The sequence below is a fragment of the Achromobacter sp. DMS1 genome (assembly GCF_001270295.1).
In genome coordinates this window covers 1-8,477 of record NZ_LHSJ01000182.1, presented here as the reverse complement: position 1 = coordinate 8,477, position 8,477 = coordinate 1, and the positions used below count along the sequence as shown (strand labels likewise).

Genomic DNA, 8,477 nt, shown 5'->3' with positions numbered 1-8,477 from the left:
CCCCCGGGATGGCCCGCCCCCGGGGCGCGTCCGCATCGGGTAGGGTGAGGGGTTACCCCCTCAGCCCTCCCACACCACCGTACGTGCGGGTCGCCGCCTTCGCCATCGACCTGCCATGCCCTCTGCTGACTTCTGGCCGCACATCCCGTCGCCTTGCGACTCCGGCAGTCGGGTTTGACCCCGGCATACGACCAGATCTCCCCGGGTATTGCGCACCCGCCTTCACGCTCATGCCTGGCGGATTTACGGGCCAGCGTTCCGTACAAGTATCGGGCTTTGACGAATTTGGCCGCCTTGCCCCGCTGACACGCCTCATCCGCTTCCTGTTCGTCAGGCCAGCGCTTTGCCATCCAGCTTCCTTCAGACCCCCGGTCACCCGGGTTGCCCTTGCCTTCGGCTAACTCTTCCCCTTGTCGGGCGAGTAGAGGTCTTCCACCTCCAAGTGGGTGCGCCCTGCCGGGCGCACCAAAGAAAACGGCGCCCCGCAGGGCGCCGTGGCGTTCAATCGCAAGCAGGCTTATTCGGCCTGTTCCGACTGGGGCGCGGCTTCGGCGGCGGCTTGCTGCTGCTCGATGCCGCCGATGGCCTTGATGGACAGGCGCAGGCGGCCCTTGTCGTCGGCCTCGATGACCTTGACGCGGACCTGCTGGCCGACCTTGAGCACGTCGTTGATGTTGGCGATGCGGTAGTTGGCGATTTCGGAGATGTGCAGCAGGCCGTCGCGTCCGGGCAGCACCTGCACGATGGCGCCGAAGTCCAGCAGGCGCAGGACCGTGCCGTCGTAGACCTGGCCCACTTCCACGTCGGCGGTCAGTTCGACGATGCGGCGTTGGGCCTCCTTGGCCTGCGCTTCGTCGACGCTGGCGATCACGATGGTGCCGTCGTCGGAGATGTCGATCTGCGTGCCGGTTTCCTCGGTGAGCGCGCGGATGGTGGCGCCGCCCTTGCCGATCACGTCGCGGATCTTCTCGGGGTTGATCTTGATGGTCAGCATGCGCGGGGCGAAGGCCGACAGCTCGTTGCGCGAGCCTTCGAGCGCTTCTTTCATCTTGCCCAGGATGTGCAGGCGGCCTTCGCGGGCCTGGGCCAGCGCCACCTGCATGATTTCCTTGGTGATGCCCTGGATCTTGATGTCCATCTGCAGGGCCGTGACGCCGTTCTCGGTGCCCGCGACCTTGAAGTCCATGTCGCCCAGGTGGTCTTCATCGCCCAGGATGTCGGTGAGGACGGCGAACTTGCCGTTCTCGAGGATGAGGCCCATGGCCACGCCAGCCACGTGATCCTTGACCGGCACGCCGGCGTCCATCATGGCCAGCGAGCCGCCGCAGACCGAAGCCATGGACGAGGAGCCGTTGGACTCGGTGATCTCCGACACGAGGCGGATGGTGTACTGGAAGTCTTCGGGCGCCGGCAGCAGCGGCAACAGCGCGCGCTTGGCCAGGCGGCCGTGGCCGATCTCGCGGCGCTTGGGCACGCCGATGCGGCCCGTTTCGCCGGTGGCGAACGGAGGCATGTTGTAGTGCAGCATGAAGCGGTCGCGGTATTCGCCCATGAGCGCGTCGATGATCTGCTCGTCCTGCTTGGTGCCCAGCGTGGCCACCACCAGCGCCTGCGTCTCGCCGCGGGTGAAAAGCGCGCTGCCGTGCGCGCGGGGCAGCACGCCCAGGCGCACGCTGATCGGGCGCACGGTGCGGGTGTCGCGGCCGTCGATGCGCGGCTCGCCGTTCAGGATCTGGCCGCGCACGATGGCCGATTCCAGCGAAAACAGGATGTTGTCGACGGTGACGCCGTCGGGCGCTTCCTGGCCCTTCTCGGCGGCCTGGGCGGCCAGCTTCTCGGCCACTTCGGCGTAGACTTCGCGCAGCTTGGCCGTGCGGGCCTGCTTCTCGCGGATCTGGTAGGCGGCGTTCAGGCCTTCCTGGGCGGCCGCGGTCACGGCGGCGATCAGGGCCTCGTCCTTGGCGGGAGGCTGCCAGTCCCATTCGGGCTTGCCGGCTTCCTTGACCAGGTCGTGGATGGCGTTGATGACGGCCTGCATCTGCTCGTGGCCGAACACCACGCCGCCCAGCATCACGTCTTCAGGCAGCTGGTCGGCTTCGGATTCCACCATCAGCACGGCGTTCTCGGTGCCGGCCACCACCAGATCCAGCTTGGAGGACTTGAGCTGCGTGGCGGTGGGGTTGAGCACGTACTGGCCGTCGACGTAGCCCACGCGGGCGGCGCCGATCGGGCCGTTGAACGGGATGCCGGAAATCGCCAGGGCGGCCGAAGCGCCGATCATGGCGGCGATGTCGGGATCGATCTCGGGATTGACCGACAGCGTGTGGATGACGACCTGGACTTCGTTGTAGAAGTCTTCGGGGAAGAGCGGGCGCAGCGGACGGTCGATGAGGCGGGAAGTCAGCGTTTCCTTCTCGGAGGGCTTGCCTTCGCGCTTGAAGAAACCGCCAGGAATGCGGCCGGCAGCGTAGGTCTTCTCGATGTAGTCGACCGTCAGCGGGAAGAACGTCTGGCCGGGCTTGGCCTTCTTGGCCGCCACCACGGTGGCCAGCACCACGGTGTCTTCGATGGACACCATCACGGCGCCGGAAGCCTGGCGCGCGATTTCGCCGGTTTCCAGTACGACCGTGTGCTGGCCGTACTGGAAGGATTTTGTCACTTTGTTGAACATGACGAGTATTCCTTGCAAATGAAAAACCGTGGCCGCCGCGACATGCGTCGCACCGGCCACGGTTGCGTCATGGGGAGCCAGCCCCGTCGATCACTTGCGCAGACCGAGTTTTTCGATCAGTGCGCGGTACGAATCGGGATTGCGGCCCTTGAGATAGTCGAGCAGCTTGCGGCGGCGGCTGACCATACGCAGCAGACCGCGGCGCGAGTGATGGTCCTTCATGTGTTCCTTGAAGTGACCGGTCAGTTCGTTGATACGGGCGGTGAGCAGAGCCACCTGGACTTCGGGGGAGCCGGTGTCGCCTTGGGCGCGCTGGAATTGCGCGACGATGTCGGCTTTGTTGATGTCAGCTACAGACATTGATGACCTCTTCGGACATGCGTCAGGGCCGAGGCGCCCTGACGTGGTTGAAAAAATGCTCCGGTGAAACCGAAGCTTACGCCTTGCAGAATCAATTCGTTTGATAAAGCCCGGTGATTATAGCCGATTCGATAAAATTGCCCCAACCGGGTGTCTGCCCGTCCTGCGAGCGGCGCCCGCGCCCTGGAGAAAGCCATGCCAACCTGTAATAAAGTTGCACGATACTCCGCGGCCGCCGCCCTGGCCGCCCTGCTGGCGGCCTGCACCAGCATGGAACAACTGCCGCCCGGCACCCCGCTCGCCCAGGTGGAAACCCAATACGGCCGCCCCAACTTCGAGTGCCCGCTGGCCAATGGCGGGCGGCGCGTGATCTGGACGCAGCAACCCCTGGGCCAGTATGCCTGGGGGGCCAACGTGGGGCCGGACGGCCGGGTGGACCGGATCGTGCCGCTGCTGACCGACGAGCATTTCAGGGTGCTGGATACCGGCAACTGGACGCCCGACCGGGTGCGCTGCGAGTTCGGGCCGCCGGCCGAGATCACGGAAGCCGGGCTGGGCGAGAAGCGCGAAGTGGTGTGGTCTTACCGCTACAAGGAAAACAGCGTCTGGAACTCGCTGATGTACGTCTACATGGGCCGCCAGGGCGACCACGTGACGCACCATCATCCCGGACCGGATCCCATGTACGACGACGAGCGCTTTTTCTGGCGCTGAGCCGGGAACCGGCCGTGGGGGGCGGACTGCCCGCCTGCGGTCCCGCCTTCAGGACGAGTGCCCGCGGCGCTCCTGCTGCAGCCGGCGCGCGCGGTTCCAGCGCCACAGCCAGGTGATCCAGCCCGACAGCCCGTACAGCACGAACAGGCCGAACAGCACCACCGGCGGGTCGCTGGACACGAAGACGAACACCGCGACCACCAGCAGGATGCCCCAGAAGGGCACGCTGCGGCCCAGGGCGAAACTCTTGCCGGAGAAGAACGGCGCGTTGGACACCATGGTGATGCCCGCGTACATGGTGAGCGTGAACGCCACCCACGCCATGACGCTGTCGTGGATGGGCAGCTTGTTGTCCACCGCCAGCCACACGAAGCCGGCGACCAGCGCCGCGGCGGCGGGGCTGGGCAGCCCCTGGAAGTAGCGCTTGTCCACCACCGCGATATTGGTGTTGAAGCGGGCCAGGCGCAGCGCGGCCCCCGCCACGTAGACGAACGCGGCCAGCCAGCCCCAGCGGCCCAGGTCGTTGAGGATCCATTCGTACATGACCAGGGCCGGCGCGACGCCGAAGGAGGTCATGTCGGAAAGCGAGTCGTACTGCTCGCCGAAGGCGGACTGCGTATTGGTGAGCCGCGCAACGCGGCCGTCCATGCCGTCGAGCACCATGGCCACGAAAATGGCGATGGCGGCGACCTCGAAGCGATTGTTCATGGCCTGCACCACCGCGTAGAACCCCGCGAACAGCGCAGCGGTGGTGAACGCGTTGGGCAGCAGATAAATGCTTCGGTGGCGATTCTCGGGATCGCGCATTGAGAAATTGGGCATGAATCTCGGTAACTTCAGACAGACAGTCGAAAGATTAACCCATCTGGCCCTGCTTGCGTGCCGAGGCGGCATGCCCGCGGCAGGCATGCCGCGGGCGATGGCGGCAACGGCGCCGCCCGCGGGCGGCGCCGGCGCGCATCAGTTCTTGGACTTGTCCACCAGCTTGTTGGCGGCGATCCAGGGCATCATGGCGCGCAGCTTGCCGCCCACCTGCTCGATCTGCGATTCCGCGTTGATGCGACGGCGCGAGGTCAGCGTCGGGGCGCCGGCGGCGTTTTCCAGGATGAACTTCTTGGCGTATTCGCCCGTCTGGATGTCCTTCAGGCACTGGCGCATGGCCTTGCGGGTTTCTTCCGTGACGATCTTCGGGCCGGTTTCGTACTCGCCGAACTCGGCGTTGTTCGAAATTGAGTAGTTCATGTTGGCGATGCCGCCTTCGTAGATCAGGTCCACGATCAGCTTGAGCTCGTGCAGGCACTCGAAATAGGCCATTTCGGGCGCGTAGCCGGCTTCCACCAGCGTGTCGAAACCGGCCTTGATGAGCTCGACGGTGCCGCCGCACAGCACGGCCTGTTCGCCGAACAGGTCGGTTTCGGTTTCTTCGCGGAAGTTGGTCTCGATGATGCCGGCGCGGCCGCCGCCGTTGGCGCTGGCGTACGACAGGGCCACGTCGCGCGCGGCGCCGGACTTGTCCTGGTAGACCGCCACCAGGTGCGGCACGCCGCCGCCCTGCTTGTAGGTGTTGCGCACGGTGTGGCCCGGGGCCTTGGGCGCGATCATGATGACATCGATGTCTTCGCGCGGCACGACCTGGCCGTAGTGCACGTTGAAGCCGTGGGCGAACGCCAGGGCGGCGCCGGGCTTGATGTTGGCGTGCACTTCCTTGTTGTAGACGGCGGCGATGTTCTCGTCGGGCAGCAGCATCATGACGATGTCGGCCGACTTGACGGCCTCGGCCACTTCCTTGACTTCCAGGCCGGCGTTGGCGGCCTTGTTCCACGAGGCGCCGCCCTTGCGCAGGCCGACCACGACCTTGACGCCCGAGTCGTTCAGGTTCTGCGCATGGGCGTGGCCCTGCGAGCCGTAGCCGATGATGGCGACGGTCTTGCCCTTGACGAGGGAGAGGTCGCAGTCTTTGTCGTAGAAAACTTTCATGTTGTGCTCCAGATTCCGTAATTCGGTTATTTGATTGATTTCAGGGGTAGGGTGCGGCGGGTCGGCGCGCCCGGTGGGCGCCGCCGGTCAAATCTTCAGGATCCGTTCGCCGCGCCCGATGCCGGACACGCCGGTGCGCACGGTTTCCAGGATGGCGCTGCGGTCCAGGGCCTCGAGGAAGGCCTGGACCTTTTCCTGCACCCCCGTGAGTTCGATGGTGTAGGACTTGTCGGTAACGTCGATGATGCGGCCGCGGAAGATGTCGGCCATGCGCTTCATTTCCTCGCGCTCCTTGCCGACGGCGCGCACCTTGACGAGCATGAGCTCGCGCTCGATGTGGGCGCCTTCGGTCAGGTCCACCACTTTCACCACGTCCACCAGGCGGTTCAGGTGCTTGGTGATCTGCTCGATGATCTCGTCGGAACCGGTGGTCACGATGGTCATGCGCGACAGCGTGGCGTCCTCGGTGGGCGCGACGGTCAGGGTTTCGATGTTGTAGCCCCGCGCGGAAAACAGGCCGACCACGCGCGACAACGCGCCGGGTTCGTTTTCCAGGAGGACGGAAATCACGTGCTTCATGGGGTGGGCCTCCTCACAGGTCTTCAGAGCCGAGCAGCATTTCGGTCAGCCCGCGGCCGGCCTTCACCATGGGCCACACGTTTTCCGTGCGGTCGGTGATGAAGTCCAGGAAGACCAGGCGGTCCTTGTGCTTCTTGAATGCTTCGCGCAGCGCCGGCTCGACGTCGGCCGGGCGCTCGATGCGCAGCCCCACGTGCCCGTAGGCTTCGGCCAGCCGGACGAAATCGGGCAGCGAATCCATGTACGACTCGGAATAGCGCGAGCCGTAGTCGATCTGTTGCCACTGGCGGACCATGCCCAGGAAGCGGTTGTTGAGGCAGACGATCTTGGGCGTCAGCCGGTACTGGTGGCAGGTCGAGAGCTCCTGGATGTTCATCTGGATGGAAGCCTCGCCCGTGATGACGGCCACGTCCGCGCCCGGATTGGCCATCTGCACGCCCATGGCGTAGGGCAGCCCCACGCCCATGGTGCCCAGGCCGCCGGAATTGATCCAGCGGCGCGGCTTGTCGAACTTGTAGTACTGCGCGGCCCACATCTGGTGCTGGCCCACGTCGGAGGTGACGAAGGCATCGCCGCCCGTGACTTCCCAGAGCTTTTCCACCACGAACTGCGGCTTGATGACCTCGCTGGAGTTGGCGTACTTCAGGCATTCCTTGCCGCGCCAGGCCTCGATCTGCTCCCACCACTTGGCGATGGAGGCCGGCTTGTGCTCGGCCGCGGCGATCTCGTACTGGGCGCTGAGATCGGCCAGCACGTCTTTCACGTTGCCCACGATGGGCACGTCCACGCGCACGCGCTTGGAAATGGAAGACGGGTCGATGTCGATGTGGATGATCTTGCGGGCATTCTGCGCGAAATGCCGGGGATTGCCGATCACCCGGTCGTCGAAGCGCGCGCCGATGGCCAGCAGCACGTCGCAGTGCTGCATGGCCATGTTGGCCTCGTAGGTGCCGTGCATGCCGGGCATGCCCACGAACTGGCCGCTGCTGGCCGGGTAGCCGCCCAGGCCCATCAGAGTGCTGGTGCACGGCGCGCCGAGCTGCGAGACGAGCTTGTTCAATTCCGGCGCGGCGTTGGAGAGGATCACGCCGCCGCCGGTGTAGATCATGGGGCGCTCGGCCGACAGCAGCATCTGCACGGCTTTCTTGATCTGCCCCTGGTGCCCCTTGGTGACGGGCGCGTAGGAACGCATCGCGATCTCGCCCTTGGGCGGCGCGTACTTGCACTGCGCCACGGTGACGTCCTTGGGGATGTCCACCAGCACCGGGCCGGGACGGCCGGTGCGCGCGATGTAGAACGCGCGGCGCATGGTCTCGGCCAGGTCTTTCACGTCGCGCACCAGGAAGTTGTGCTTGACGCAGGGACGCGTGATGCCGACGGTGTCGCACTCCTGGAAGGCGTCTTCGCCGATGGCCGCAGTGGGCACCTGCCCGCTGATGATGACCATGGGAATGGAGTCCATGTACGCCGTGGCGATGCCGGTGACGGCGTTGGTCACGCCGGGGCCGCTGGTCACGATGCACACGCCCACCTTTTGCGAGGCGCGCGAATACGCATCGGCGGCATGCACGGCAGCCTGCTCGTGGCGCACCAGGATGTGCTGGAATTTGTCCTGCTTGAAAATCGCGTCGTAGATGTAGAGCACCGCGCCGCCGGGGTAGCCGAAAACGTGTTCCACGCCTTCTTCGGCCAGGCAGCGCACGACGATATCGGCGCCATTGAGTTCCATGTTGTGTTTCCTTTCTGTACCGGCTCTGCAACCCTGGCTGCTGCCCGCCCGGATACGGCGGCAACGGAACCCATGCCGGCTGCGGCAACATGATCCGGCGCTTAGCGGCTCACGGAGCCACGCCACCCGGACACCCTGCCGACCCGACACACGCTCGCCAGAACGCAGTGCTCGCGCCCCTGGGGGACGCTGGAGGTCGAAATGGAAGCCTTGGCAACACACGCTTGTGGCGCGGCCAACGGCAGGTATCGCTGCTGCGGAAAAGGCCGGGAGGTGACCCGGAACCACCGCCTCATCGCGCCGGTTTCGGATAGTCAGCCCGGCGCAGGTGGACGACTTTACCGCGTTGCGTCATCGGGAGCAAATCGGCCGCCGCCGCGCCGCTCGCGGCGGCGCGCCCCCATCCGGCCCTGAATAGCGGCGGCCGGCTTTTGCGCCGCGGCATGC

The 8,477-nt window shown here is 65.7% G+C and carries 7 protein-coding genes; 1 reads left to right on the top strand and 6 read right to left on the bottom strand.

Annotated elements, in window-relative coordinates:
• Positions 1–517: 517 nt before the first annotated feature.
• Both pnp and rpsO read right to left on the bottom strand, forming a co-directional pair.
• Positions 518–2,671: a polyribonucleotide nucleotidyltransferase gene (gene pnp, locus AD428_RS18600; protein WP_053246179.1), complete on the bottom strand. Its 2,154-nt coding sequence runs from the start codon at positions 2,669–2,671 to the stop codon at positions 518–520.
• A 90-nt stretch (positions 2,672–2,761) separates the two neighbouring features.
• On the bottom strand, positions 2,762–3,031 hold the full coding sequence (gene rpsO / locus AD428_RS18595) for a 30S ribosomal protein S15 (protein WP_053246178.1): 270 nt from the start codon (positions 3,029–3,031) through the stop codon (positions 2,762–2,764).
• 195 nt (positions 3,032–3,226) lie between these two features.
• Here rpsO and AD428_RS18590 point away from each other — a divergent pair, with 195 nt between their 5' ends.
• Positions 3,227–3,745 carry a hypothetical protein gene (locus AD428_RS18590; protein ID WP_053246177.1) on the top strand — a complete coding sequence of 173 codons (519 nt, stop codon included), beginning with the start codon at positions 3,227–3,229 and terminating at the stop codon, positions 3,743–3,745.
• Between the two features lie 48 nt (positions 3,746–3,793).
• Here the strand turns inward: AD428_RS18590 and pssA are convergent, their stop codons facing one another.
• The 4 genes from pssA to AD428_RS18570 form a co-directional block, all read right to left on the bottom strand.
• The gene (pssA, locus tag AD428_RS18585; protein ID WP_053246176.1) at positions 3,794–4,567 is read right to left on the bottom strand and encodes a CDP-diacylglycerol--serine O-phosphatidyltransferase; all 774 of its coding nucleotides are present in this window, start codon (positions 4,565–4,567) and stop codon (positions 3,794–3,796) included.
• A 138-nt stretch (positions 4,568–4,705) separates the two neighbouring features.
• The gene (gene ilvC, locus AD428_RS18580) at positions 4,706–5,722 is read right to left on the bottom strand and encodes a ketol-acid reductoisomerase (protein WP_053246175.1); all 1,017 of its coding nucleotides are present in this window, start codon (positions 5,720–5,722) and stop codon (positions 4,706–4,708) included.
• An 87-nt stretch (positions 5,723–5,809) separates the two neighbouring features.
• On the bottom strand, positions 5,810–6,301 hold the full coding sequence (gene ilvN / locus AD428_RS18575) for an acetolactate synthase small subunit (protein WP_053246174.1): 492 nt from the start codon (positions 6,299–6,301) through the stop codon (positions 5,810–5,812).
• A gap of 13 nt (positions 6,302–6,314) precedes the next feature.
• Positions 6,315–8,084 (bottom strand): acetolactate synthase 3 catalytic subunit, encoded by a 1,770-nt coding sequence (locus tag AD428_RS18570; protein WP_255352277.1) that lies wholly within the window; start codon positions 8,082–8,084, stop codon positions 6,315–6,317.
• Positions 8,085–8,477 lie beyond the last annotated feature (393 nt).

Excerpts from the sequence above, each read along its gene's own strand:
- pnp (WP_053246179.1), bottom strand. The coding sequence starts at position 2,671 with ATGTTCAACAAAGTGACAAAATCCTTCCAGTACGGCCAGCACACGGTC.
- rpsO (WP_053246178.1), bottom strand. The coding sequence starts at position 3,031 with ATGTCTGTAGCTGACATCAACAAAGCCGACATCGTCGCGCAATTCCAG.
- AD428_RS18590 (WP_053246177.1), top strand. The coding sequence starts at position 3,227 with ATGCCAACCTGTAATAAAGTTGCACGATACTCCGCGGCCGCCGCCCTG.
- pssA (WP_053246176.1), bottom strand. The coding sequence starts at position 4,567 with ATGCCCAATTTCTCAATGCGCGATCCCGAGAATCGCCACCGAAGCATT.
- ilvC (WP_053246175.1), bottom strand. The coding sequence starts at position 5,722 with ATGAAAGTTTTCTACGACAAAGACTGCGACCTCTCCCTCGTCAAGGGC.
- ilvN (WP_053246174.1), bottom strand. The coding sequence starts at position 6,301 with ATGAAGCACGTGATTTCCGTCCTCCTGGAAAACGAACCCGGCGCGTTG.